The 23,084-nt window shown below is 66.7% G+C and carries 20 protein-coding genes and 1 tRNA gene; 5 read left to right on the plus strand and 16 right to left on the minus strand.

What is annotated here, in order from left to right:
* Window positions 1–108: 108 nt before the first annotated feature.
* From clpX to gatC, 12 genes are all read right to left on the minus strand, one after another.
* The gene (gene clpX / locus AC3WT0_RS01970) at window positions 109–1,380 is read right to left on the minus strand and encodes an ATP-dependent Clp protease ATP-binding subunit ClpX (RefSeq protein WP_492751006.1); all 1,272 of its coding nucleotides are present in this window, start codon (window positions 1,378–1,380) and stop codon (window positions 109–111) included.
* Window positions 1,381–1,486: 106 nt separating this feature from the next.
* On the minus strand, window positions 1,487–2,134 hold the full coding sequence (clpP, locus tag AC3WT0_RS01975) for an ATP-dependent Clp endopeptidase proteolytic subunit ClpP (RefSeq protein WP_492751007.1): 648 nt from the start codon (window positions 2,132–2,134) through the stop codon (window positions 1,487–1,489).
* Window positions 2,135–2,329: 195 nt separating this feature from the next.
* The gene (locus AC3WT0_RS01980) at window positions 2,330–3,265 is read right to left on the minus strand and encodes a glycosyltransferase family 2 protein (protein WP_492751008.1); all 936 of its coding nucleotides are present in this window, start codon (window positions 3,263–3,265) and stop codon (window positions 2,330–2,332) included.
* Window positions 3,266–3,319: 54 nt separating this feature from the next.
* The gene (gene tig / locus AC3WT0_RS01985) at window positions 3,320–4,924 is read right to left on the minus strand and encodes a trigger factor (RefSeq protein ID WP_492751010.1); all 1,605 of its coding nucleotides are present in this window, start codon (window positions 4,922–4,924) and stop codon (window positions 3,320–3,322) included.
* A gap of 64 nt (window positions 4,925–4,988) precedes the next feature.
* Window positions 4,989–5,073, minus strand: a tRNA-Leu gene (locus tag AC3WT0_RS01990).
* 193 nt (window positions 5,074–5,266) lie between these two features.
* Window positions 5,267–5,866 (minus strand): hypothetical protein, encoded by a 600-nt coding sequence (locus AC3WT0_RS01995; RefSeq protein WP_492751191.1) that lies wholly within the window; start codon window positions 5,864–5,866, stop codon window positions 5,267–5,269.
* A gap of 10 nt (window positions 5,867–5,876) precedes the next feature.
* Window positions 5,877–7,046: a M48 family metallopeptidase gene (locus AC3WT0_RS02000; protein ID WP_492751012.1), complete on the minus strand. Its 1,170-nt coding sequence runs from the start codon at window positions 7,044–7,046 to the stop codon at window positions 5,877–5,879.
* Window positions 7,043–7,786 (minus strand): hypothetical protein, encoded by a 744-nt coding sequence (locus AC3WT0_RS02005; RefSeq protein WP_492751014.1) that lies wholly within the window; start codon window positions 7,784–7,786, stop codon window positions 7,043–7,045. The genes AC3WT0_RS02000 and AC3WT0_RS02005 overlap by 4 nt, the downstream gene beginning before the upstream one ends.
* Window positions 7,787–7,845: 59 nt before the next feature.
* Window positions 7,846–9,318 carry an Asp-tRNA(Asn)/Glu-tRNA(Gln) amidotransferase subunit GatB gene (gene gatB / locus AC3WT0_RS02010; RefSeq protein WP_492751015.1) on the minus strand — a complete coding sequence of 491 codons (1,473 nt, stop codon included), beginning with the start codon at window positions 9,316–9,318 and terminating at the stop codon, window positions 7,846–7,848.
* 30 nt (window positions 9,319–9,348) lie between these two features.
* Window positions 9,349–10,362, minus strand: a complete 1,014-nt coding sequence (locus tag AC3WT0_RS02015; protein ID WP_492751017.1) for a CgeB family protein — start codon at window positions 10,360–10,362, stop codon at window positions 9,349–9,351.
* 261 nt (window positions 10,363–10,623) lie between these two features.
* A complete protein-coding gene (gene gatA, locus AC3WT0_RS02020) occupies window positions 10,624–12,105 on the minus strand; it encodes an Asp-tRNA(Asn)/Glu-tRNA(Gln) amidotransferase subunit GatA (RefSeq protein ID WP_492751018.1) in 1,482 nt (493 codons plus the stop codon).
* Complete coding sequence (gene gatC, locus AC3WT0_RS02025) at window positions 12,105–12,392, minus strand: Asp-tRNA(Asn)/Glu-tRNA(Gln) amidotransferase subunit GatC (protein ID WP_492751020.1); 288 nt, start codon at window positions 12,390–12,392, stop codon at window positions 12,105–12,107. Before gatC ends, gatA begins: the two co-directional genes overlap by 1 nt.
* A gap of 183 nt (window positions 12,393–12,575) precedes the next feature.
* Between gatC and AC3WT0_RS02030 the strand changes: the two genes are divergently transcribed.
* The 4 genes from AC3WT0_RS02030 (at window position 12,576) to AC3WT0_RS02045 (ending at window position 16,503) form a co-directional block, all read left to right on the plus strand.
* On the plus strand, window positions 12,576–13,685 hold the full coding sequence (locus AC3WT0_RS02030) for a DUF3089 domain-containing protein (protein WP_492751022.1): 1,110 nt from the start codon (window positions 12,576–12,578) through the stop codon (window positions 13,683–13,685).
* Window positions 13,682–14,140 (plus strand): Holliday junction resolvase RuvX, encoded by a 459-nt coding sequence (ruvX, locus tag AC3WT0_RS02035; RefSeq protein WP_492751023.1) that lies wholly within the window; start codon window positions 13,682–13,684, stop codon window positions 14,138–14,140. Before AC3WT0_RS02030 ends, ruvX begins: the two co-directional genes overlap by 4 nt.
* Before the next feature lie 204 nt (window positions 14,141–14,344).
* Window positions 14,345–15,286: an aspartate carbamoyltransferase catalytic subunit gene (locus tag AC3WT0_RS02040; protein WP_492751193.1), complete on the plus strand. Its 942-nt coding sequence runs from the start codon at window positions 14,345–14,347 to the stop codon at window positions 15,284–15,286.
* Window positions 15,283–16,503: a dihydroorotase gene (locus AC3WT0_RS02045; RefSeq protein ID WP_492751024.1), complete on the plus strand. Its 1,221-nt coding sequence runs from the start codon at window positions 15,283–15,285 to the stop codon at window positions 16,501–16,503. The genes AC3WT0_RS02040 and AC3WT0_RS02045 overlap by 4 nt, the downstream gene beginning before the upstream one ends.
* Window positions 16,504–16,536: 33 nt before the next feature.
* On the opposite strand, the gene AC3WT0_RS02050 is transcribed toward AC3WT0_RS02045, so the two are convergent.
* Genes AC3WT0_RS02050 through AC3WT0_RS02060 form a run of 3 tightly spaced genes read right to left on the minus strand, consistent with a single transcriptional unit; the run spans window position 16,537 to window position 19,359 of the window.
* Window positions 16,537–18,054: an SPOR domain-containing protein gene (locus AC3WT0_RS02050; protein WP_492751025.1), complete on the minus strand. Its 1,518-nt coding sequence runs from the start codon at window positions 18,052–18,054 to the stop codon at window positions 16,537–16,539.
* A 10-nt stretch (window positions 18,055–18,064) separates the two neighbouring features.
* Window positions 18,065–18,625, minus strand: a complete 561-nt coding sequence (locus tag AC3WT0_RS02055) for a hypothetical protein (RefSeq protein WP_492751026.1) — start codon at window positions 18,623–18,625, stop codon at window positions 18,065–18,067.
* A gap of 14 nt (window positions 18,626–18,639) precedes the next feature.
* Window positions 18,640–19,359, minus strand: coding sequence for an AAA family ATPase (locus tag AC3WT0_RS02060; protein WP_492751028.1), 720 nt, complete (start codon window positions 19,357–19,359; stop codon window positions 18,640–18,642).
* A 208-nt stretch (window positions 19,360–19,567) separates the two neighbouring features.
* Between AC3WT0_RS02060 and AC3WT0_RS02065 the strand changes: the two genes are divergently transcribed.
* The gene (locus AC3WT0_RS02065; protein ID WP_492751029.1) at window positions 19,568–20,665 is read left to right on the plus strand and encodes an SPOR domain-containing protein; all 1,098 of its coding nucleotides are present in this window, start codon (window positions 19,568–19,570) and stop codon (window positions 20,663–20,665) included.
* Between the two features lie 203 nt (window positions 20,666–20,868).
* On the opposite strand, the gene AC3WT0_RS02070 is transcribed toward AC3WT0_RS02065, so the two are convergent.
* On the minus strand, window positions 20,869–23,079 hold the full coding sequence (locus AC3WT0_RS02070) for a S9 family peptidase (RefSeq protein WP_492751031.1): 2,211 nt from the start codon (window positions 23,077–23,079) through the stop codon (window positions 20,869–20,871).
* Window positions 23,080–23,084 lie beyond the last annotated feature (5 nt).

Genomic DNA, 23,084 nt, shown 5'->3' on the forward strand with positions numbered 1-23,084 from the left:
GGCGAAAACGCCGCCTATTAACGACGTTCGCGGCCCGCACATCCCTGCGCGGACCACGAATCATGCGTTTTCGGAGCTCTCGAACGCGCGGCGGCGAAAGGCCGGCTGTTATGCCGCCCCGCCCGCCTTTTCCTTTTCCTTCTTGGCATAGACGCGGATCGGCTCCTTGCGGCCGTCGACCACGTCCTTGTCGATCAGCACCTCGTCGACGCCGTCCATCGACGGCAGGTCGAACATGGTGTCGAGCAGGATGCCTTCGAGGATCGAGCGTAGCCCGCGCGCGCCAGTCTTGCGTTCGATGGCCTTCCTGGCGATCGCGGCCAGCGCTTCCTCGGTGAAGGACAGCTTCACTGCCTCCATCTCGAACAACTTCTGATACTGCTTCACCAGCGCATTCTTCGGCTCGATGAGGATCTTGACCAGCGCCTCGATGTCGAGGTCCTCCAGCGTCGCGATCACCGGCAGACGGCCGACGAATTCGGGGATCAGGCCGAACTTCAGCAGATCCTCGGGCTCGCCGTGGCGCAGAATCTCGCCCGTGCGACGTTCGTCAGGCGCGGCGACATGCGCGCCGAAGCCAATCGACTTGCCCTGCAGACGGTCGGCGATGATCTTCTCGAGGCCCGAGAAGGCGCCGCCGCAGATGAACAGGATGTTGGTCGTGTCGACCTGCAGGAACTCCTGCTGCGGATGCTTGCGCCCACCCTGCGGCGGCACGCTCGCGGTCGTGCCTTCCATCAGCTTGAGCAGCGCCTGCTGCACGCCTTCGCCCGAAACATCGCGCGTGATCGAGGGATTCTCGGCCTTGCGGCTGATCTTGTCGATCTCGTCGATATAAACGATGCCGCGCTGCGCCCGCTCGACATTATAGTCGGAGGCCTGGAGCAGCTTGAGGATGATGTTCTCGACATCCTCGCCGACATAGCCTGCCTCGGTCAGCGTCGTCGCATCCGCCATGGTGAAGGGCACGTCGAGCAGGCGCGCCATCGTCTGGGCGAGCAGCGTCTTGCCCGAACCCGTGGGGCCCACGAGCAGGATGTTCGACTTGGCAAGCTCCACCTCGCCGCCCTTGGCGCCGTGGTTGAGCCGCTTGTAATGGTTGTGCACCGCGACGGAGAGCACGCGCTTGGCGCGGTTCTGCCCGATCACATACTGGTCGAGATGCTCGCAGATCTCGTGCGGCGTCGGCACGCCGCCGTCCTTCTTGGAGACCAGCGCCGACTTCGTTTCCTCGCGGATGATGTCGTTGCACAGCTCGACGCATTCGTCGCAGATGAACACCGTCGGTCCGGCGATGAGCTTGCGCACCTCGTGCTGCGACTTGCCGCAGAAGGAGCAGTAGAGAGTGCTCTTGGAATCGCCGCCGCTCAATTTCGTCATTCACACATTCCTTTGGCCCGTACTGCGGGCCGTTTGGGGCCACGCATCCTAGCGCGGCCCCCTTCTATTCGACAATGCCGAATTTTTGGTTCCGGCATCGCCTGTTTTACGCGGCAGCCTGGCTCGGCTCATCGGCCGGGGTCGGGCGCTTCTCGAACACTTCGTCGATCAGGCCGAAGGCCTTGGCTTCGTCGGCTTCCATGAACTTGTCGCGGTCCATGGCCGTCTCGATCTCTTCCAGGCTCTTGCCGGTATATTTGGCGTAGAGCGAGTTGAGCCGATGGCGCATACGCAGGATCTCGCGCGCCTGGATCTCGATGTCGGCCGCCATGCCTTGCGCACCGCCCGAGGGCTGGTGGATCATGATCCGGCTGTTGGTGAGCGCGACGCGCATCCCCGGCTCGCCCGCCGAGAGCAGGAAGCTGCCCATCGACGCCGCCTGGCCGATGCAGACCGTGCCGACGCGCGGGCGGATATACTGCATGGTATCGTGGATCGCGAGGCCGGCCGTCACCACGCCGCCCGGCGAGTTGATGTACATATAGATGTCCTTCTTCGGGTTCTCGGACTCGAGGAAGAGCAGCTGGGCGGTGATCAGCGAGGCCATATGGTCCTCGACCTGCCCGGTGACGAAGATGATCCGCTCGCGCAGCAGGCGTGAATAAATGTCGAAGCTGCGCTCGCCGCGGTTCGACTGCTCGATGACGATGGGCACGAGCGCGTTGGCGATGTCAGCATGATCGGGATAGGACATAGAGGCTCCGTATTTGCCCCGCCTACATCGGATGTCGCCGCGCCGGGCGCAAGCCCCCGCCGCGACCATGCGGTTCGGCTCACAAGTCCTGATATCGGATGATCGCACAGTCCTGCCGCATTATCGCGATCCGGCATTCGGGCCGCCGCTGTTCGCGGCGCTATCTCGTCGCACGATTGCCGGTGCGAGCGGCGATCATTCCGCGCCCAGCGCCGGGAACGACAGGTAGGCGAGCCGCCTGACCTCGCGCCGTCCCTTGGTCACCGTGTCCAGTATCAGCCCTGCGAAGATGCTGAGCACGGCTATGATCCCGAGCCCGGTGACGAACACCACCGTCGGCAGCCGGGGGACCAGCCCCGTTTCCATATAAGTGATCGCCAGCGGCACGACCAGCGCCACGCCGAGCAACGCCAGCGCCGCCGCCACCAGCCCAAAGAAGGAAACGGGCCGTTCGGAACGATAGAGATTGCCCATCGTCTTCAGGATGCGCCAACCATCGCGATAGGTGGCGAGCTTGGACACCGATCCTTCGGGCCGCGCGCCATAACGCGTCACCACCTCGCCCACCGGCATTGCCAGTTCGAGTGCGTGGACGCTGATCTCGGTCTCGATCTCGAACCCGGCGGACAAGACGGGGAAACTCTTCACGAAACGGCGCGAGAAAATGCGATAGCCCGACAATATGTCGCTGAAGCTCTGGCCGAACATCTTGGCCAACAGGCCGGTGAGCAACCGGTTGCCGAGTATATGGCCACGCCTATAGGCCGCCTGCACCTCGGATTCGCGTGCACCGACCACCATGTCGAGCTGCTCCTCGACCAGTTTGGCGACCATTGCGGGAGCGGCCGAGGCGTCATAGGTGGCGTCGCCATCGGCCATCACATAGATGTCGGCCTCGATGTCCGCGAACATCCGGCGGACGACATGGCCCTTGCCCTGCATCCGCTCGCTGCGCACGACCGCGCCCGCGGCGCGCGCCACCTCTACCGTGCGATCACGACTGTTATTGTCATAGACATAGATGGTGGAGCCGGGCAGCGCCGCGCGGAAACCGGCGATCGTCTGCGCGACAGCGGCTTCCTCGTTATAGCAGGGCAGCAGGACGGCAACGCGAAGCGGTACGTCAGTCACACCCCACCCCTTGCAGGATCGGCGCCGCCGGGATGACGGCGCCCGTGCAGACCCTTACTCCGCCTTCTTGGCCGGAGCCTTCTTCGCCGTCGGCTTCTTGGCGGCGGGCTTGGCTTCCGCCGTCTCGGCTTCGTCGGCCTTGGCGGCGGCCTTCTTCGGCGCAGCCTTCTTGGCGGCCGGCTTCGGCGCGTCCTCGACGGCGGCGTCCTCGGCCTTGGCATCTTCCTTCACGGCCTTCTTCGGTGCAGCCTTCTTGGCGGCCGGCTTCTTGCCATGGTCGTGATCGTGGTGGTGATCGTGGCCGCAGCCCGGGCCATGGACGTGGCCGTCATCCTCGGACTCGATCTCGGCCTCGATTTCCTCGCGGGTCGCCTCACGCTCGCTGATGTCGGCCTTCGAGAACAGGAAGTCGACGACCTTGTCCTCATAGAGCGGCGCGCGGAGCTGGGCAGCCGCCATCGGCTCCTGCTGCAGATACTGGACGAAACGCTCGCGATCCTTGGGCGCATACTGCATCGCAGCCTGCTGGACGAGGCGGTTCATTTCCTGCGCGCTGACCTCGACGCCATTGGCCTGGCCGATTTCGGAGAGCAGCAGGCCCAGACGGACGCGGCGCACCGCGATCGCGCGGTAATCTTCGCGATCCTTCTCGATCTCGGCAAGCGCGGCGGCCGGATCGGCCTCGTGGCTCGCTTCATGCTCGAGCTGCGCCCAGATCTGCTGGAACTCGGCATCGACCATCGACGGCGGAACGTCGAAATCATGCGCGGCGGCAAGCTGATCGAGCAGGCGACGCTTCATGTGCGTGCGGGTCAGCCCGTTATGCTCCTGCTCGACCTGGCCCTTGAACAGCTCGCGGAGCTGCTCGAGGCCTTCGAGGCCAAGCTGCTTGGCGAACTCGTCGTCGGCGACGGTCGGCTTCGGCGTCTTCACCTCGGTGATGACGAGATCGAAGGTCGCGGGCTTGCCGGCGAGCTGGCTGGCGCCGTAATCTTCGGGGAACGAAACCTCGATGGTCTTCTCGTCATTGGCCTTCACGCCGACGAGCTGGTCCTCGAAGCCGGGGATGAGCTGGCCCGATCCGATCTCGACCGACATGCCTTCGCCCTTGCCGCCCTCGAACTCGACGCCGTCGACCTTGCCGACGAAGTCCATGGTCACGAGGTCGCCGGTCTTCGCCTTGTAGGTCGCCTTCGTCTCGTCCCAGCTCTTGTTCTGCTGGGCGAGGCGCTCGACCTGCGCGTCGATTTCGGCATCGGTCACGGGAACGACGAGGCGCTCGAGCTTCAGGCCCTCGATCTGCGGCGCCGGCACGTTCGGCAGGACTTCGAGCGTCACTTTCACCTCGGCGTCCTTGCCGGGCTCATAACCCTCGACCAGTTCGACCGCCGGCTGCATGGCCGGGCGAATCTGGTTGTCGGCGAGAATCTTCTGCACGCCTTCCTGGATCGAGCTGTTGAGCGCGTCCTGCGTCAGCGCCGGGCCGTGCATCTTGCGCACCAGATTGGCGGGCACCTTGCCGGGGCGGAAGCCGGGCATGCGCACCTGCGGCGCGACGGACTTCAGCTCGGCATCGACGCGCTTGTCGATATCCTTGGCGGTGATGGTCAGCGTGTAGGCGCGCTTCAGGCCTTCGTTCAACGTCTCGACAGTCTGCATCTCGGTCAACAAGCCTTTTCAAGCTGAATTTCTTTGGCCGGTCCTGCGCTCGGGGCGCTTGGACTGGTGCGGGCGAAGGGACTCGAACCCCCACATCTTGCGATACCAGAACCTAAATCTGGCGCGTCTACCAGTTCCGCCACGCCCGCTTCAGGACCGCCGGTCGGCGGCGTCTATAACAGGAGAGGCCGGAAGGGCAAGCGGATCGGACATATCAACCGCCGATCTCCTCCAATCGCCGCTTTTCGTCATTGCGAGCGCAGCGAAGCAATCCAGGAGATGGCAACCATCGAGACTGGATTGCTTCGCTGCGCTCGCAATGACGGAATGCAAAGAGTCCCGCTATTTGACGATCGGCACGATGCGCGCGCTGGCGACGATCGCGCGAGCCCGGTCGATTCCAGCGTCGAAATAATGGATCTCGGGCGCCTCGAAGGCGATCAGGTAGAGCCGCCCGTCGATCACCGCTCCCGCCGCCTCGCCCTTACGGCGTACTTCCTCGCCCTGCAGGGTGAAATGATAGGTGAAGCGAAAGCCCTGCCGCCCTGCAAAACGCACCGGCTCGATCGTATCGATCGCCATCAGCGAAGTGCCGGCGGCGACGCGGTAGCTGCTTTCGAAAAGCTGGGCGATGTCGGGCGCGAGCATCGATCTGGAAAAGCGCGGCAGCGGGTCGGTCTTGCGACGCGCGTCGCGGAACAATGTGCGGTCGTCGGCGATCCCGCCATAGAAAGTCAGGTCGTTGAGGCCGAGCCCGTCGAGCGTCCAGCTCTCGGCATTGCGCCCCGGCCGCGTTCCGATCCGGTTCCAGTCGTCGGCGGGCGTCACCGTCAGCTCGGACCTGGCGACCGCGACCGCCACGTCCCTGTGCATCAGCTTCGCGGCCAAAGCCGCCCCCTCGCCCGCCACCGCCAGCAGGAGGACCAGCGCAACGCCACGCATCGTCGCCACATCAGGCTCCCACCAGCGCCGCGATCATCACGCGGTCAGAGGCATCGGGTCGGCGCGACAGATAATCCCTGAGCGCCGCCTGCCCCTCCGCCTGTTCGCCCGCACGCAGCAACGACAGCCCCAGCCCGCGCCATGCCTCGGCCGGCGCCGCCGGGTCGGCCGTCACCTGCCGGTAGAAGAGGATCGCCTGCTTCAGGTCGCTCGGCCGCCCGCGCGCACGATACAGCTCGGCGCGAGCATAGACGAGGTCGGTGGTCCAGCCTTCGGCGGCAAGCTGGCCGATCAGATACTCCGTCGCGCCGAAATCGTTGAGCTTGATCTGATCGTCGATGAAGCTCGTCCACAGGGGCGCGAGCGCCGCGCGATAATCGGCGCGCCCCAACTTCGGCGTGCCCGTCACCTGCGTCTGCTCGGCCAGCGCCTTCAGCGCGGCCATGCGCTCGGCGGTCGGCGGGTGCGTGGCGAACATGCCGCCATTCTTGTCCTTGCGGCTCTTGGTCCCGCGCGCCGCCGCCGTCGCATCGGCCTCGTCGCGAATCTGACCCCAGATCTGCGAAGCCGCCATCGGATCATAGCCCGCCGCGACGAGCAGCCCGATCGATCCGCTGTCCGCCGCCGCCTCGAAGTCGCGCGAATAGCTGTAGACGCTCGTCAGCTGCCCCATCGCCACCAGCCCGCCGACCAGACCGAACAGCGACAGGAAGGTCGCCGAAGCCGTCTTGCTCTTCATGTCGCGCCAGATCTGGATCATGTGACGGTCGCGATAATGGACATATTCGTGCCCCAGCACCGCAGCGAGCTGTGCTTCGTTGCGCACGCGCAGGAACAGCCCTGACCAGACCTGGATCATGCCGTTCGGAGCAGCACTCGCGTTGAAATAGGGCGTGCGCACGATGTAGAGCCGCATCGCCGCGCAATCGGGTCCGGCAACGCGGCAGAACACCTTGCGCACATAGGCGTTCAACGCCCGATCCCGGATCACGAATTGCGAGGTTTTGAGCTGGCGCTCCTCCTCGTCCATCTCGAACCACAGCCCGCGCTCGTCCTTGTCCTGCGGCGCGAACCCCATCCCGGCGCGCGCGAAGGGCGCTGGTGTGCGTGTCGATGGCGGCGCCGCGCCGGTGGTCAGCGCGGCGATCATCAGCGCATCGATAGCCCGGCGCAGCCTCATTTCGCCGCGACGATCGCCGCTCCGGCTGCGGGCGCACGCCCCGGCAGCCCCTCGAGCAATTGCGTCACGCGCTTGGCCGCGCCTTCGGAGGTGCGCACGTCGCCGCCCATCTGCGGATCGGCGTTGAGCCACACGACGTCGCCGGTCTTCAGATCGACCAGCCCGGCATAGCCTAGATGCACGCCTGCGGGCATATAGACGCCCAGCAGCAGCCCAACGATCTGCGCCGTCTTGCGCCCCGCCGATCCGTATGCGTCGCGGGTGAACATGAAGAGCGCATAATCGGCCCCCGTCATTCGCCCCAGCCGCTCCACGCCGCCGCCCAGCGTCCAGTCGAAGACCTTCTTCTTCGTCGGCAGGCGGCCGCCCGGGAACAGCTTATATTCCATGATCGATCCGGCCACGACCGAGAAGAGCGCGCGATACTGCGCCAGATAGTCGGCGTCGTCGCCCGCCGGCTCTTCGGCGAAGATCAGCCTCGCCCCGGCCACCCTGCCGTCGGCCTTCAGCGCATCGGCCAGCAGACCGCGCGCTTCCGCCGTCCAGTCGGCGTTGGGCTCCTCGATCCCGCCCGTGGTCAGCGAGCCGACATGCACGTCGGGACGATAGACGACGACCGTCGAGGGGCGATCCGCGGGGAAAGCGAAGCCGGGTTTCACGGCGAAGCGTTCCTGCGCATGGCCTGTGCCCGCCGCCAGCAGGCACAGCCCCGCAATCACCGCGCGAACAAGCGACTTCATCCCATCCCCCCCGGGCGACGCCCCCGCGCCGCCCGAAAGGAATGATCCAGCTCCTGCCCTCAGGCAAGCGCCTTTCGGAGCAGCTCGTTCACCACCTGCGGGTTGGCCTTGCCGCCCATCGCCTTCATCGTCTGGCCGACGAAGAAACCGAACAGCGCTTCCTTGCCGCCCTTATACTGCTCGACCTTGTCGGCATTGGCGGCGAGGACGCCGGCGATCACGTCCTCGATCGCGCCGGTGTCGCTGGTCTGCTTCAGGCCGCGCTCCTCGACGATCTTCGCGGGATCGTCGCCGGTTTCCAGCATGATCTCGAACACCTGCTTGGCAAGCGTGCCCGAAAGCGTGCCGTCGGCGACGAGGCCGAGCAGCTCGGCGCCCTGCGCCGGCGTCACCGGGCTGGTCTCGATGTCCTTGCCCAGCCGGTTGAGCGCACCGAACAGGTCCGAAATCACCCAGTTGGCTGCCGCCTTGGGCGCCACCTTGTCGCCACACGCCGCCAGCAGCGCCTCGAACCAGCGCGCGGTCTCCGCCTCGGCGGTCAGCACGTCGGCATTATAGGGGCTCAGCCCCAGCGCGTCACGATAGCGGGCGCGTTTGGCGTCGGGCAGCTCGGGCAGACTATCGCGGCACTCGGCGATGAAGGCATCGTCCAGCTCCAGCGGCAGCAGGTCGGGATCGGGGAAATAGCGATAGTCGTGCGCATCCTCCTTGGAGCGCATCGACCGCGTCTCGCCCTTGTCGGGATCGAAGAGCCGCGTCTCCTGCACCACGCGACCGCCCGATTCGAGCACGTCGACCTGGCGGCTCGCCTCATATTCGATGGTCTGCATCACGAAGCGCACCGAGTTGACGTTCTTGGTCTCGGTCCGCGTCCCGAATTCCTCGCCCGGCTTGCGCACGCTGACGTTCACGTCGGCGCGCATCGATCCTTCTTCCATATTGCCGTCGCACGAGCCGACGTAGCGCAGAATCGATCGCAGCTTCCGCACATAAGCCCCTGCTTCCGCAGGCGAACGCATGTCAGGCCGCGACACGATCTCCATCAGAGCCACGCCCGATCGGTTGAGATCGACATAGGAGCGCGTCGGATGCTGGTCGTGCATCAGCTTGCCGGCATCCTGCTCGACATGGATGCGCTCGATCCCGACGACCTTCTCCTCGCCTTCGGCGGGCTCGATGGTGATCGATCCCTCGCCGACCAGCGGGTGGTAAAGCTGAGAGATCTGGTAGCCCTGCGGCAGATCGGCGTAGAAATAATTCTTGCGATCGAAGCGCGACCAGCGGTTGATCACTGCGTCGATCGCCATGCCGGTGCGCACCGCCTGGCGGATGCACTCGCGGTTCGGAACCGGCAGCATTCCCGGCATCGCCGCATCGATCAGCGAGACTTGCGTATTGGGCTCGGCGCCAAAGGCAGTCGCCGCGCCCGAGAAGAGCTTGGCGTTCGAGGTGATCTGCGCGTGGACCTCGAGGCCGATCACGACCTCCCACTCGCCCGTTGCGCCCTGAATACGATAAGTGCTGCTGGTCATCTTCGATCCGCTATGGCTGATCGGAACCCCCTAGCCCCTGGCGAGCACATCCACAATCGTGCGCGCGCGCGCCGCCCAGCTATGGCGATCGCGCACCAGCCGCGTCGCGAGCATCGTCGCATCCCAGCCGGCGGGATCGGCCGCATCGGCGGCCAGCTTCTCGGCCAGGTCGCTGCCGTCGGGCGCGACTTCGAGGATCGCGTTGCGCGGCAACAGCCGCTCGAACGAGCCGCTTTTCGGCAGCACGCCGAGCAACCGGCATCCGGCGGCCAGCCCTTCCAGATAGCGCATCACCAGCGGGCTGAACCCGCCCGTCCGCTCGGGATTGTCGAGATCGGGCGGCGTGACGACGAAATAGCGGCAGCGACTGACGAAATTGCCCAGTTCCATGGGATTGTCGAACATCGAGACCTTGCCGGTATAGGCATATTTGAGCCCGGTCTGCTCGCTGAGGTCGAGCAGTGCGCGGTGCAGTGGCTCGTAGCGCCGGCCCATCCAGTAGATGTCGATGTCGCGCTCGGGCGTGTGGCTGGCGAATACCGTCGTGTCGACGCCGAAGGGCAGCCAGTGGTAACGCTCGTCCGCCCCGTCGCGCGACAGCTCGGACCATGCCTCGATATAGGGAATGAAGACATGGTCGAGCCGCTGGAGCCGCGCGCCCATCGCGATCTTGCCAAGCTGCGGCCGCCACGGATCGACGACGAAAGCCGACCGTTTCACGAAACCGCGCATCGCCGAGATCGCGAGCAAGGGCAGTTCGGGCTTGGACGAGGCCTGGAACTGGAACATGTGCTTGACCGACCAGGCGCGCCCGATCGCGCCCGCCATGCCGCCGATCCTGCCGATGCTCAGCGGCGGCGGCGCGATCTCGACGCTGTCGGTCAGCCGCCCGATTTCCTCGAACAGCGGCGGCGCCAGCGTGGTCCAGTTGATCCACGGCGAGAGATTGGCGTTGGAGAGCAGTCCGATCCGGCCATCGAGACGCGCGGCAGCGCGACCGCTGACCAGCGGCCGGTCGTTGAATGAGACCATAGCGTCCATCACGCCTAAAACGCTCCCCGCAACCACGCCCCGCAAAACTATGCTTCGAGCGATCAGGAACAACCCATTGCGCTGCAACGCAACATGTTGCGTGAACGTTTCACCGCTAAATCGAAAGTTTTACTATTTTTGATTGAACGATGTGCCGTTGTGGGACACCAAAAGCGCCCCGCAGCACCGTCATTCCCAAAATGGGACAGGCACGACACCGGTCCGGCGAACTCCAAAAAACCCCGGCTCGGTCGCTGAGCCGGGGCTTTCAAATCACCACCAGTCCGCCGGCCGCGCGACGAAGCCCGCGCGCTGCTCTATCGCCAGCGCGGCGTTGAGAACGCCCTGCTCGTCCAGCGGCTTGCCGATGACCTGCAGGCCCAGCGGCAGCCCGACCGCATCGACGCCGCCCGGCACCGACATTGCCGGCAGCCCGGCCAGCGACGACGGCACGGTGAAGACGTCGTTCAGATACATGGCGATCGGGTCGGCCGACTTCTCGCCCAGTCCGAAGGCCGCCGACGGCGCCGTGGGGGTCAGCAGCAGGTCGCAGCTTTCCCAGGCCTTCTCGAAATCGCGGGCGATCAGCGCGCGCACCTTCTGCGCCTGCGTGTAATAGGCGTCGTAGAAGCCGGCGGAGAGCACATAGGTGCCGATCAGGATGCGCCGCTTCACTTCCGCGCCGAAACCGGCCGCGCGCGTCGCCGCATACATGTCCTGCAACCCGGCCCCGTCGGGCAGATCGCGCAGGCCGTAGCGCACGCCGTCATAGCGCGCGAGGTTGGACGAAGCCTCGGCCGGCGCCACAATATAATAGGCCGGCAGCGCATAGCGGGTGTGCGGCAGCGAGACGTCGACGATCTCCGCCCCCGCTTCCGTCAGCCAGTCGACGCCCTGCTTCCATAGCGCATCGATCTCGACAGGCATGCCGTCGACGCGATATTCCTTGGGGATGCCGACGCGCTTGCCGCGCAGGTCGGCCGAAAGCGCGGCTTCCCAGTTGGGCACGGCAAGGTCGAGCGACGTCGAATCCTTGGGATCGAAGCCGCTCATTGCCTCTAGCATGATCGCGCAGTCCCGGACGTCGCGCGCCATCGCTCCCGCCTGATCGAGCGACGAGGCGAAAGCGACCACGCCCCAGCGCGAGCAGCGCCCATAGGTCGGCTTGATCCCCGAAATGCCGGTGAAGGCCGCCGGCTGGCGGATCGAGCCGCCGGTATCGGTGCCCGTCGCCCCCGGGCAGAGCCGCGCCGAGACCGCAGCCGAGCTGCCGCCCGACGAACCGCCGGGGGTCAGCGGGGCATTGCCGCCGTCATTGCGTCGCCAGGGCGAGATGACGTTGCCGAACGCGCTGGTCTCGTTCGACGAACCCATCGCGAACTGGTCCATGTTGAGCTTGCCCAGCATGCCGGCGCCCGCCGACCACAGCTTGCCCGAGACGGTCGATTCATAGGGGGGCTTGAACCCCTCGAGGATGTGGCTCGCCGCCGCCGCCTGCACGCCCACGGTGCAGAACAGGTCCTTCATGCCGATCGGCACGCCGGACAGGGGCTTGAGCGCACCTGCCGCGCGGTCTTTGTCCGCCGCATCGGCCGCCGCCAGCGCATGGTCGGGAGTCTCGACGAGGAAGGCATTGAGCGAACGCGCCTTCTCGACGCGCGTGACGAAGGCTTCCGTCACCTCGCGCGCAGTGAAGTCGCCGTCGCGCACGCCGTCGCGGATCGCGGCGATCCCAAGATCGGTCAGCGCGCCCATTATTCGATCACCTTCGGAACGGCGAAGAAGCCATGCTCGGCCTGCGGCGCATTGGCCAGCACCTTGTCGCGCACCGCGCCGTCGGTCACCACATCGTCGCGCAGGCGCAGATGATTGGCGATCACCGCCGTCATCGGCTCGATCCCGCTGGTGTCGACCTCGCCCAGCTGCTCGATCCAGCCGAGGATATTGTTGAGTTCGGGGACCATCGCATCGACCTCGGCATCGCTCACGGCGATGCGCGCGAGGCCGGCGATCCGGCGGACGGTTGCGGTATCGACTGACATGGCCGCGCGGCTAGCATCCGCCCCGCTCCGCATCAAGCCTGATGGATTGGCGGCGCCGGTGCCGCCTCCGAAACGCCTGAACCCATCCCCGGACACTACACTTCCGTTGGACGGAGGCGCGGTTGCCGGTTACGCACTTGCAACCGCACGTCATTCATGTTGCACTGCACAACGGAACAGCCCTTGGCTCGCAAATTTCTCTATATAATCGCAGGATTGATCGTGCTCGCTATTGCCGCTTCGTTCGCATACCGGATATTCGGTCTGCAGATCCTGCGGGCGACGATGATCCCGTCCGCATCCTTCAAGGCAGAAGCGCCGCTTGCGCCCAACGCCTATGCCGATCCCGCCATGTGGTTCTCGAGTCCCGGCAAGGGCCGCGCCGATCCTGCGCTGTGGACGCCCAAAGGCTATCAGGCGACCACGACCCCGCGCGCGGCGATCTTCTATATCCACCCGACAAGCTACCTGAATCGCGCCGCCTGGAACGCCCCGCTCGACGATGCCGAAGCCAATGACCGTGCCGCGCTGTTCCTGCGCGGGCAGGCCAGCGCCTTCAACGGCGTCGGCAGCGTGTGGGCGCCCCGCTATCGCCAGGCGACCTTCGGGGCTTTCCTCACCACGCGCGCCGATGCCGACAAGGCGCTCGACCTCGCCTATGGCGACATACTCGCCGCCTTCGATCGCTTCCTTGCCGACGCGCCGGCCGATCAGCCCATCATCCTGGCCGGCCACAGCCAGGGCGCGCTGCACCTCACGCGCCTGCTGCGCGATCGGGTGGCCGGCAAGCCGCTCGTGAAACGCATCGTCGCGGCCTATATCGTCGGCTGGCCGGTCTCGCTCGCCACCGACGTCAAGGCGATGGGAATGCCGGCGTGCGAACGCCCCGATCAGGCGGGCTGCATCCTCTCCTGGCAGGCCTTCGCCGAACCCGCCGACCCGGCGCTGATCCTCGAGCATTATGACGAGAGCACGGGCTTCGACGGCAAGCCGCGCCGCGGCACGCCGATGCTCTGCGTCAACCCGATCACCGGGGCGCCGGGCACCGCCGCCCTGCCCTCGGCCAATCTCGGCGCGCTCTATCCAGGCGCGGACCTCAAGAGCGCGACGATCGAGGCCGGGCGCATCGGCGCGCGCTGCGACCAGCGCGGCATTTTGCTGATCGGCTCGCCGCCGGACATGGGGCCGTACACGCTGCCCGGCAATAATTATCATGTCTTCGACTACAGCCTGTTCTGGGCCAATATCCGTGCCGACATCGATCGCAGGCTGAAGGCATTCGAAGCACAATGATCCACGACAAGGCTGCGGATTTCCGCGCCGCGCTGCCCAATGGCGGCCGGCTGATCGGGCTCGACGTCGGCACGCGGACGATCGGCACCGCTCTGTGCGACGCGCAGTGGACGATCGCGAGCCCCGCAAGCCTCATCAAGCGCGCCAAGTTCGCGGTCGACAAGGCCGCGCTCGACACGCTGATGAAGCAGCAGTTCGTCACCGGGCTCGTCATCGGCCTGCCGCTCAACCTCGACGGCAGCGATTCGCCGCGCACCCAGTCGATCCGCGCCTTCGCGCGCAACATGGCAGGCGATCGCCCGATCCTGTTGTGGGACGAGCGCTGGTCGACCCAGGCCGTCACGCGCACGCTGCTGGAGGCCGACGCCAGCCGCGCCCGCCGTGCCGAACTGGTCGACAAGATGGCGGCCAGCTACATCCTGCAAGGCGCGATCGACGCGATGATGATGGGCTAACCAGCCTTGTCGCCTACCGTTCGGGCAGAGCCTGTCGAAGCCCAATCCTTCCCTTGCGGCGTCAGTAAATAAGAAATGGGCTTCGACAGGCTCTGCCCGAACGACGTGGGACAGGCACCGCTTGCCCCTGATCGCCCCCGGCGCTAGGGACGGGCTTTAATGACATCGCATCCCCGCCCTCCCCTCGCGCTCGCCGGCGCCGAGATGTTTCCGCACAGGCATCTGCTTGGAATCAGCGGGCTTCAGCCCCACGAAATCAGCTTCCTTCTCGACGAGGCGGAACAGTGGATCGCGGTCAACCGCGCCACCACCAAGCATGACGACCGGCTTGCCGGGCTGACCCTGATCAACGCCTTTTTCGAGAATTCGACGCGCACGCTTCTCTCGTTCGAGATTGCAGGCAAGCGGCTGGGCGCGGACACGGTCAACATGCACGCGGCCCAGTCGAGCGTGAAGAAGGGCGAGACGCTGATCGATACCGCGCAGACGCTCAACGCGATGCGCGCCGACATGATCGTGATCCGTCATCAGAGCTCGGGTGCGGTCCAGCTCATCGCCGACAAGGTCGACTGCCCGGTGCTCAATGCCGGCGACGGCCGCCACGAGCACCCCACTCAGGCGCTGCTCGATGCGCTCACCATCCGTCGCCGCAAGGGCCAGATCGCCGGCCTCACCGTCGCGATCTGCGGCGACGTGCTCCACAGCCGCGTCGCGCGCTCCAACATCCTCGCGCTCACCGCGCTCGCCGCCGACGTTCGCGTCGTTGCCCCGCCGACGCTGATCCCCGCCGATGTCGAGCGGATGGGCGTCACGGCCTTCACCGATATGGACGCGGGCCTCGAAGGCGCCGACGTGGTGATGATGCTTCGCCTGCAGAATGAGCGCATGGACGGCGGTTTCATCCCCTCGCCGCGCGAATATCATGCGCTGTGGGGGCTGACGGCCGAGCGGCTCGCCCGCGCCGCGCCCGATGCGCTGGTCATGCATCCGGGGCCGATGAACCGTGGCGTCGAGATCGACAGCGTGATCGCAGACGATCCGCTGCGTTCCGCCGTCACCGAGCAGGTCGAAATGGGTGTCGCCGTCCGCATGGCCTGCCTCGATATTTTGACCCGGAAACGACGCGGCGTGGAGGGCTGGGCATGACGAACACCCACCGCCTCGCCATCATCGGCGGCAAGCTGCCCGACGGCACGCGCGGCGGCGTGCTGATCGAGGGCGACCGCATCGTCGCGGTCGGCGATTTCGCGCTGCCTGCCGACGCCGACATTCTCGACGCCGCAGGTGCGATCATTGCTCCCGGCCTGGTCGATCTCGGCGTGTTCGCGGTCGATCGCGCGGCCTTCCGCGCCGGCGGCATCACCCGCGCCGCGCTGATGCCCGATCAGTCGCCCGCGCTGGATCACCCCGCACTGATCCAGCACGCCGCCGCGATCGGCAAGCCCAGCGTCTGGATTCACCCCCTCGCCGCCGCCACACGCGGCCTGAAGGGCGAGGAGCTGGCCGAGATCGGGCTGATGAAGGCCGGCGGCGCGCAAGGCGTGGCGACCGGACGCGGCTGGATCGCCGATTCGGGCGTGATGCTCCGCCTCCTCGCCTATGCCGCCGCGCAGGATCTGACCGTCGTCGTCCACAGCGAGGATGGCGGCCTCACCGACCGCGCCGTCGCGACCGATGGCGAGACGGCGACGCGCCTCGGCCTGCCGAGCGCGCCCGCCGCCGCCGAGGCGATGGCGATCGCGCGCGACCTCGCGCTTGCCGAGGCGACCGGCGCGCGCATTCATTTCCGTCAGGTGACGACGGCGCGCGGCCTCGATCTGATCCGCACCGCCAAGCGCGCCGGCTTGCGCGTCACCGCCGGGATCACGCCCGCGCACCTCTTCCTGTCCGACATCGCGATGACCGGTTTCCGCACCTTCACGCGCCTGTCTCCGCCGCTGCGCAGCGAAGTCGATCGTCAGGCCGCGCTCGCCGCCGTCGCCGACGGCACGATCGACGTGATCGCCAGCGGCCATGATCCGCGCGGTCCGGAGGACAAGCGCCTGCCCTTCGCCGATGCCGCGCCGGGCATGGCGGGCGCGGAGACGCTGCTTGCCCTGTCGCTCGGCCTCGTCCGCGACGGGTTCGTCGATCTGCCGCGCCTGTTTGAACTGCTTGCCGCCAACCCCGCGCGCATCCTTGGCGTTCCTGGCGGATTGCTCGAGGCGGGCGCGCCTGCCGACCTGATCCTGTTCGATCCCGGCGCGCCGTGGAAAATCGATTCCGAACGCCTCGTCGCGCTTGCCGGCAACACGCCGTTCGACGGGCTGCCGGTGCAGGGCAAGGTGCTCAAAACGCTGAAAGGCGGCCAGCCTCTCGACTGACCGCCTTTCGGGAAGATCGACTGAAGCGATGGGTCAGCGTGCGGCGAGCCGCGTCGGCGCGTTGCGCGACGCCCATTGCAGCGGCGCATCGCCGGCAACGCCGCGCACGAAGCAGGCACCACCCGCCGTCTTGATCCGCTCGCACACCTGCACGGCATCCGAACGCGTCGCGAAACCGCCGATAGACAGACGATAAAGCGTCGCCGAAGCCGGCGTGGTGCGCACATAGGTCGCGGTGGAAGGCGAGAAGTCACGGAGCGACCCGAAGCGGCCCACCGCCTTGTTCCACGCGGCCTCGACGCGCGACGCGCTCGAGAAAGCACCAAGCTGGACGACAAACTGGCCGCCGGTCGCGGCGGGCTTCACATAGGCCGCCCGCTGGAAGCCGGCCGGGCGCAGCACGCGCGCCTTGGTTTCGGTCGCGGCGACACGCTCGGGCGCGAAGGCGGCCGTGCGCTGCGGCTTGCTGGCAAGGAAGCTGTCGAGCCCTTCGGCCTTGGCGGCAACCGCCTTGACTGGGAGCGCCTGCACCACCTCGGTGCGCGGCGCGAAGGTCACGCCCGAGAAATTGGCCTGCGTCGCAGCCGAAACCGGGGCCGGCGCGGGCTCAGCCGAAGCAACGATCGACGGCGCACTCCGCTGCTCGACGACCGGCGCGACGGGCGCGGGAACAGGAACCGGAGCCGGCTCGGCCTGCGCCACAACGACGGGCACCGGGGCGGGTTCGGGCGCTGCTGCGACCGTCGGAACGGGCGCCGGCACCGGCTGGGCCTGCGCCAGCGCGACCGGCTGGGCCTCGACCGCGCCGAGCGCGAGCCGCGTCGGCTGGCCGGCATCGACAACGGGATTGATCCCCAACAGCGACGCCACCTGATCCGATGCCGAAGTCGGCCGCGCGAACTGCGACCATTGCATGATGCGCACAGTCACCTGATCTTCGGGCAGATCGTAGGACGCCATCACCTTCGCATCCGACCAGCGACCGGCGAGCGCATAGGACAGCGCAAGATTCTGCCGCGTCTTGGCGTCGGCCTGCCCGGCGCGCACCACGCCTTCGAGCAGGCTCACCGCCGCAGTCGAGTCGCCGGCCAGCGCGAGCGCAAGCCCGCGATCACTCACCGGAATCGACGCCGCGTTGGTCGACAGCGTCTCGCGCGCATCCTCCTTGCTGCCGAGCGCAGTCTCGATCAGCGCGAGGTTGAGCGCAGCGCGTCCGTTCAACGGATCGAGGTCAAGCACGTCGCGGAAGGTCGTTCCCGCCGAAAGCAGGCGTCCGCCGGCCAAATAGGCGCGACCGAGCAGCATGCGGTAGCCCGCGTCGCGCGGGCTTGCCGCCACCGCTTCCTCGGCAAAGCCGATCGCGGCGGCATAATCCTTCTTGGCCAGCGCCTTTTCGGCGCGGTCGGCGGATTTCATCGCATCGCGCGTCTGCTCGGTCGTCCCCGAAGCATTGGCGCTGGGCGCAAGCCCGACATTGCCTGCACCGACCATCGCCGCGGCGATGATCAGCGAGGAAGCGGCGATCCGGGTCAGAACACGCTTGTTGATCATCTTGTCCCCCTCAGCCCGCGTTGCGTGCGGGCACCTGTCCGGCAAGCGAATCGAGTTCGGTGATGGTCGCGAGAAAATTGTCGAGCGCCTCGGTGACGATCTGCTGGGCGGAACGGTTGCTCACCGCGCACGCCAGCCGCAGCCGAAGGTGGCGATCAGCGTCGAGGCGCAGCGTGAAGGCTGCCTTGGCCTTAGTGCTGTTCGTCGGCACACGGCTGATCACCATCTGCTTCTTGGGCCGCGCCGTATCGCGCTTGATCGGCGTGACTTCGGCAGATTTGGGCGCCGATTTGGCTTCCGGCTGGGCCGCAGGCGTCTCGATTTCGGCGGCAAGCGCCTCACGCTGGCGGATCACCGCCGGCACCGGGGCGACGATCGGTGTCTCGGTGACCGGGGTCGGCGCCGGGCGCGGCGCGTCATATCCCATATCGTTCCAGCCAAGATCCTCGTGACCCGTTCCGGTCATCGGGCCGAAACCGGCAAAGCCCTGCGGACGCATGGCAGGCTTCGCCTGTCCCTTGCGCGCCAGAAGACCCGAAGTGAGCGAAGCGAAGGGCTTCGGTTCAGACATGTGTCCCGCTCCCTTCACTGGCCGACCACGCGACGGCCGAAGCCGCCACCTGCCGGACGATGGCCGAAGCCCGCCTGGCCGACGCCGGGCGCGCTGAACACGGTACGGCGGAAATTCTTCTCCAGCCGGTCGGAGACATAGGTCCACAACTCGCGCACCTCGGCGGCGGAGCGGCCATTGGGATCGACTTCCATCACGGTGCGGCCGTCGATCATCGAAGCGGCGAAATCTGTGCGGTGATGCAGCGTGATCGGCGCGACCGTGCCGTGCTGCGAAAGGGCGACGGCGGCTTCGCTGGTGATCTTGGCCTTGGGGGTCGCGCCGTTGACGACGAAGATCAGAGGCTTGCCGGCGCGGTCGCACAGATCGACCGTGGCGCCGACCGCGCGCAGATCGTGCGGGCTCGGGCGCGTCGGGATGACGATCAGTTCGGCGACGGCGATGACGCTCTGGATCGCCATTGTGATCGCGGGCGGCGTATCGATGACCGCCAGCTTGAAGCCCTGCTGGCGCAGCATCTCAAGATCGGCGGCAAGCCGCGCGACCGTGGTCTGCGCGAAGGCGGGGAATTCGTCCTCGCGTTCATTCCACCAGTCGGCCAGCGAGCCCTGCGGATCGATGTCGATCAGCACTACGGGGCCTGCCCCGGCCAGCTGTGCCTGGACGGCGAGATGGCCGGACAGGGTGGTTTTCCCCGATCCGCCCTTTTGCGAAGCCATCGCCAAAACGCGCATTTCATCCCCTTCGGGTAGAAGTCCCTCTCCGCTGTGGTCGCATCGGGAGCCTAAAATCTGGTTAATATGCGCGGCGTCGCGCCGTCGTGGCGGCAAATGCCCGGCCGTGCGAAGGAAGGCGTGAATCCCTCGCCGAACTTGGATAACATATCCTTAGGAAAGCGGGATTATCGCTGTCGGGCGGTACTTTTTCAGGGTTGGGGAACAGATGCGGACTGGTTTGAAGCGCGCTTTGATCGTCGGGCTCATGCTCGCCGCCACGCCCGCGCTCGCCGACGTCAAGACGGGCGTCGATGCTTGGGAGGCCGGCGACTTCGCGCAGGCCGTGGCCGAGTGGCGTCCGCTTGCCGTCGCCGGCGATCCCGATGCCCAGTTCAATCTCGCGCAGGCCTACAAGCTCGGGCGCGGCGTGCCGCAGGATCTGAACATCGCCGAAGACTGGTATCGCAAGGCCGCACAGAAAGGCCATGTCCAGGCCGAGGACAATCTCGGCCTCATCCTGTTCCAGAACAACAAGCGGCAGGAAGCGATGCCGTGGATCCGCAAGTCCGCCGATCGCGGCGAGCCCCGCGCGCAATATGTCCTCGGCACCGCGATGTTCAACGGCGACCTCGCCGAGAAGGACTGGCCCCGCGCCTATGCGCTGATGACGCGATCGTCGGCGCAAGGGATCACGCAGGCGACCACCAGCCTCGCGCAGATGGACAAATATCTGTCGGAGGCCGATCGCACCAAAGGCATCGCGCTCGCCCGCACCATGGCGGCGGCCCAGCCTCGCCCTGCCCCCGCACCCCCCGTTCAGGCGGGCATGGGCACCGCACGCGCGCCGATCCCCATGGCGCCGCGCCCTGCCGTGCCTGCCATTGCAACCACCCAGCTCCCGCCGTCGCAGGCCGGCGCAAGCTACGCGCCGCCCCCGGCTGCAGCGCCGACGCCTTCAGCATCGCCTCGCCCGGTTCAGATGGCCGCTACGCCCAAGCCGGCGCCGCCGCCCGCCCCGAAGCCCACACCGACGCCGGTCGCGCCAAAGCCCGCCGTCGCCCCTCCGGCCGCGGCCCCGGCCATTGCCGCTTCTACCGGCGGCTGGCGCATTCAGCTCGGCGCGTTCAGCGACGAAGGCCGCGCCCGCACGCTGTGGGGCAAGAGCGCGACGCTGGATGGCTTTGCCGCGCTCCAGCCCGCCTATGAGAAGGCCGGGGCCGTCACCCGCCTGCGCGCCGGCCCGGTCGAGACCAAGGCCGCTGCGGAGAAGCTCTGCGCGACCGCCAAGGCCGCAGGCAATGCCTGCCTCGTCGTCGCGCCCTAGCGCGGGCCGCAGCGTGAAAAGCTGTCCTACAGCCCGGCTGTGCTGCTAGGCGGGCTGCGCGCAAACCGCCCCGCTCTTTGACCTCGCCCGAACTCGGAAGTTGAGAAGACCGCTCCAGCCTCTCAACTTTGTCAACTTCCAGAGACGGGAATCACGCTTTTCCGCGATTCCCTACAGCGGGCAGCGTGACGATGGCTGCGCGCTCACTCGCCCTTGCCGAGCACCTTGGCGTCGAGGAAATTCTCGATCGTCCGATAGAGGTGGACGCTAATCCCCGGCCCCGCCACGCGGTGCCCCTGCCCCGGATAGACCATCGTCTCGAACGGCACCGCCGCGCCCTGCAGCTTCGCCATCAACGCGGTCGAATTGTCGAACACGACATTGTCGTCCGACATGCCGTGGATCAGCAGCAGCGGATCGGCGATCCTGGTCGCCTCGGTCAGCGCATCGGATTTCACATAAGGCGCGGGGTCGGTCGCGGGATTGCCCATGTAGCGCTCGGTATAATGGGTGTCGTAAAGCTCCCATTTGGTCGGCGGCGCGCCAGCCACGCCCGCCGCGAACACGCCCGGCGCGGCTTCCAGCAGCTTCAGCGTCATATAGCCGCCATAGGACCAGCCGAAGACGGCGATGCGATTGGGATCGACATCGGCTCGCGCCTTCAGCCATGCCACGCCCTTCAACTGGTCGGCGACCTCGACGCTGCCCATGGCGCGGTAGATCTGGTCCTCGAACGCCTTGCCGCGATCGGGCGTGCCGCGATTGTCGATCGAAAAGACGATCCAGCCCCTGGACACGAAATATTCCTGGATCGGGTTCACCCAGTCGCGCGTCACCTGCCGCCCGGCGCCCGGCCCGCCATAGACCTGCACCAGCACCGGGCGCGGTCCGTCGAAGCCCTTGGGCACGAAAATCTTATACTGCAGGTCCGACCCGTCATCGGCCTTGATGACGCCGAACTGGGGCACGACATGCGCCGCCTTGAACGGCGCATAGGGATGGTCGCCGTCGATCGCGTTGCGCTCGATCCATTCGATGCGCTTGCCGGTGGCGTCGGCGAGGTAGCTTTGCGGCGGCTGCGCGGGCGACTGGCGCGTCACGATCAGCCGCGTCGCATTGTCGTCCATCACTGCATTATAGGTGAAGCCATTCTCGGTCAGCTGCTGGATCAGCCCCGGATGGCCGAGGTCGACGGAATAAAGCTGCCACTCGAGCGGCGTATCCTTGTTGGCGATGAAATAGATGCGCCCGCGCGTCTGATCGATGCCGATCACCGACCGCACTCCCCACGCGCCTCTGGTCAGCTGGGTCCAGCGCCCCGACTTCCAGAAATAGAGGTGGCTGTAGCCATCGCGTTCCGACGACCAGAGCAGACCGCCATTGCGCAGCGGCTTGAAATTGTCGTGGAGGTTGAGCCAGGTCCTGGCGGTCTCGGAAAAGACGATGCTCGCGGCCCCCGTCGCCGGATCGACCTTCAGCATATCGAGCTTCTTCTGGTCGCGGCTTTCGCGCTGGACGTAGAGCGCCGATCCGTCGGGCGCCCAGTCGACGCGCGCCAGATAGATGTCCTTGTTGGCACCCAGATCGACTTTCACCGATCCTGAGCCGTCGGGCGCCATCACGTACAGCTCGACGACGGCATTGGGCGTGCCCGCTTTCGGATAGCGCTGGTCATAGACCTTGGTGCCGTCCGCGCCGATCGCCGCGCGCGTCACGATCGCAACCGGGCTCTCGTCGACGCGCGCCACCGCTATGCGCTTGTCGTCGGGCGACCACCAATGGCCGCGCGTCCGGTGCATTTCCTCCTGCGCGACGAATTCGGCGACGCCCCAGCTCAACGTGCCGCCGCCGTCGCGCGTCAGCTGCGTCTCGGCGCCGTTCGCCAGATCGAGCACGAACAGATTCTGGTCGCGCACGAAGGAGACGAAGCCGCCCTTAGGGCTCGTCGTCCCGTCGAGCTCGCTCGTCGCGCTGCTGGTCAGCCGGCGGACGCTGCCATCCAGCCCGGCGAGGTAGAGATCGCCGTCGAGCGGCACGAGGATCGACTTGCCGTCCGCGCTCCAGTCATAGGCGACGATGCCTTTCAGGTCGGCGATGCGCGCGCGCTCGCGCTGCATCTTCTCCGCCTCGGACAGTTCGGCGCCGCTGCCGAGCTTCTTCGAATCGACGAGCATCTTCGCCGCGCCCGTCGAGGTATCGACGGCCCACAGGTCGAACCGCTCCTTCTCGTCGGGCCGGTTGCGCAGCGAGGTCAGCCAGCGGCCGTCGGGCGACAGCTTCACCGCACGCGGCGTCGGGCCGGAAAGCGAGGGGTTTCCGAACACGCGTTCGAGGCTGAGCTTCTCGGGCTGCTGGGCGTTTGCTTGGGTCATCGTCATCATGAGCGCGGTAGAGATCAGCAGCGTCCTGAGCATCAAAG

The organism is Sphingomonas sp. EU05-FHT14C10, from assembly GCF_058790595.1.

Excerpts from the sequence above, each read along its gene's own strand:
- clpX (WP_492751006.1), bottom strand. The coding sequence starts at position 1,380 with ATGACGAAATTGAGCGGCGGCGATTCCAAGAGCACTCTCTACTGCTCC.
- clpP (WP_492751007.1), bottom strand. The coding sequence starts at position 2,134 with ATGTCCTATCCCGATCATGCTGACATCGCCAACGCGCTCGTGCCCATC.
- tig (WP_492751010.1), bottom strand. The coding sequence starts at position 4,924 with ATGCAGACTGTCGAGACGTTGAACGAAGGCCTGAAGCGCGCCTACACG.
- AC3WT0_RS01995 (WP_492751191.1), bottom strand. The coding sequence starts at position 5,866 with ATGCGTGGCGTTGCGCTGGTCCTCCTGCTGGCGGTGGCGGGCGAGGGG.
- AC3WT0_RS02000 (WP_492751012.1), bottom strand. The coding sequence starts at position 7,046 with ATGAGGCTGCGCCGGGCTATCGATGCGCTGATGATCGCCGCGCTGACC.
- AC3WT0_RS02005 (WP_492751014.1), bottom strand. The coding sequence starts at position 7,786 with ATGAAGTCGCTTGTTCGCGCGGTGATTGCGGGGCTGTGCCTGCTGGCG.
- gatB (WP_492751015.1), bottom strand. The coding sequence starts at position 9,318 with ATGACCAGCAGCACTTATCGTATTCAGGGCGCAACGGGCGAGTGGGAG.
- gatA (WP_492751018.1), bottom strand. The coding sequence starts at position 12,105 with ATGGGCGCGCTGACCGATCTTGGGATCGCCGCGATCCGCGACGGCGTG.
- gatC (WP_492751020.1), bottom strand. The coding sequence starts at position 12,392 with ATGTCAGTCGATACCGCAACCGTCCGCCGGATCGCCGGCCTCGCGCGC.
- ruvX (WP_492751023.1), top strand. The coding sequence starts at position 13,682 with ATGATCCACGACAAGGCTGCGGATTTCCGCGCCGCGCTGCCCAATGGC.
- AC3WT0_RS02040 (WP_492751193.1), top strand. The coding sequence starts at position 14,345 with ATGTTTCCGCACAGGCATCTGCTTGGAATCAGCGGGCTTCAGCCCCAC.
- AC3WT0_RS02045 (WP_492751024.1), top strand. The coding sequence starts at position 15,283 with ATGACGAACACCCACCGCCTCGCCATCATCGGCGGCAAGCTGCCCGAC.
- AC3WT0_RS02050 (WP_492751025.1), bottom strand. The coding sequence starts at position 18,054 with ATGATCAACAAGCGTGTTCTGACCCGGATCGCCGCTTCCTCGCTGATC.
- AC3WT0_RS02055 (WP_492751026.1), bottom strand. The coding sequence starts at position 18,625 with ATGTCTGAACCGAAGCCCTTCGCTTCGCTCACTTCGGGTCTTCTGGCG.
- AC3WT0_RS02060 (WP_492751028.1), bottom strand. The coding sequence starts at position 19,359 with ATGCGCGTTTTGGCGATGGCTTCGCAAAAGGGCGGATCGGGGAAAACC.
- AC3WT0_RS02065 (WP_492751029.1), top strand. The coding sequence starts at position 19,568 with ATGCGGACTGGTTTGAAGCGCGCTTTGATCGTCGGGCTCATGCTCGCC.
- AC3WT0_RS02070 (WP_492751031.1), bottom strand. The coding sequence starts at position 23,079 with ATGCTCAGGACGCTGCTGATCTCTACCGCGCTCATGATGACGATGACC.